Here is a 796-nt window from a genome sequence, read left to right as displayed (position 1 = left end):
GCGTCCACGCTGATGTCCTTGCCCTGCACGGACAGGGCGTTGCGGGCGGCGGCGGGGCCGCAGTAGTAGAAGTTCGGCTGCGCCTCGTAGCGCACGCCCAGCTGACGCTCACCCGACGGCTTCCGGTCGGTCTGGGTTTGCGTAGCGGGCTTGGCGTCGGATGCGGCGTAGGCGGCGGTGACGGGGCCGGCGATCGCGCCGCCGGTGAAGGCGAGTCCAGCAGCGGTCAGAGCGGTCTTACGAATCAGATCGGTACGCATGATGGCGTGCTCCTCTGCATCGGGGGTGCACGCGGCAGGGGGGTGCCGCGTCAAGGAAGTTCAAGAAGGGGGGAACGGTCCGGCGATCCGGGGGGACCTGCTCGGGGTTCCGGGGGTGTAACCGTGCCGGCCGGTCGGGTGTTCCCGGCGGCTGCCGCGCACCGGGCCAGGGGGCCACGGTCGCATGCCAGGTATAACGACCCGGGCCGGTCCCCGATTCCACGCTGAGGGTGGCCCCGACCACGGGACGACCCACCCCACAACCGGACACCCACCCATCCGGCTTACATCCCGAACCGGACACCACACCCACGTGGCCGCCCACGTCGACCGGCGTCGAGCCACGCACTTTCCGGGAAAGTGCTGCCTCCAGACGCGCCGAGACCACACCTTCCCGGAAAGTGCGCAGACCTAGGACGCCGCCGCCGCGCGTCGGCCGGGTGCGTGCTTTTGAGCGTGATGACTCTGAGGTATCAATATGACTCTGAGGTATCACCCTCAACCGCGCGGGTGCCCCACCGCCGTCGACCCGCCCG

General features: G+C 69.8%; 1 pseudogene. It reads right to left on the bottom strand.

The annotated features are described in order from the left end of the window. Positions 1-260, bottom strand: a pseudogene (locus tag ABZV00_RS23325) (phytochelatin synthase); the annotation flags it as partial. Between the last annotated feature and the right edge of the window lie 536 nt (positions 261-796).

It is taken from the genome of Micromonospora sp. NPDC005173, assembly GCF_040608515.1.
In the GTDB taxonomy this organism is placed as follows: domain Bacteria; phylum Actinomycetota; class Actinomycetes; order Mycobacteriales; family Micromonosporaceae; genus Micromonospora.
Note: the sequence above shows the minus strand (reverse complement) of the source record. Positions and strands in the feature narration are given on the sequence as shown.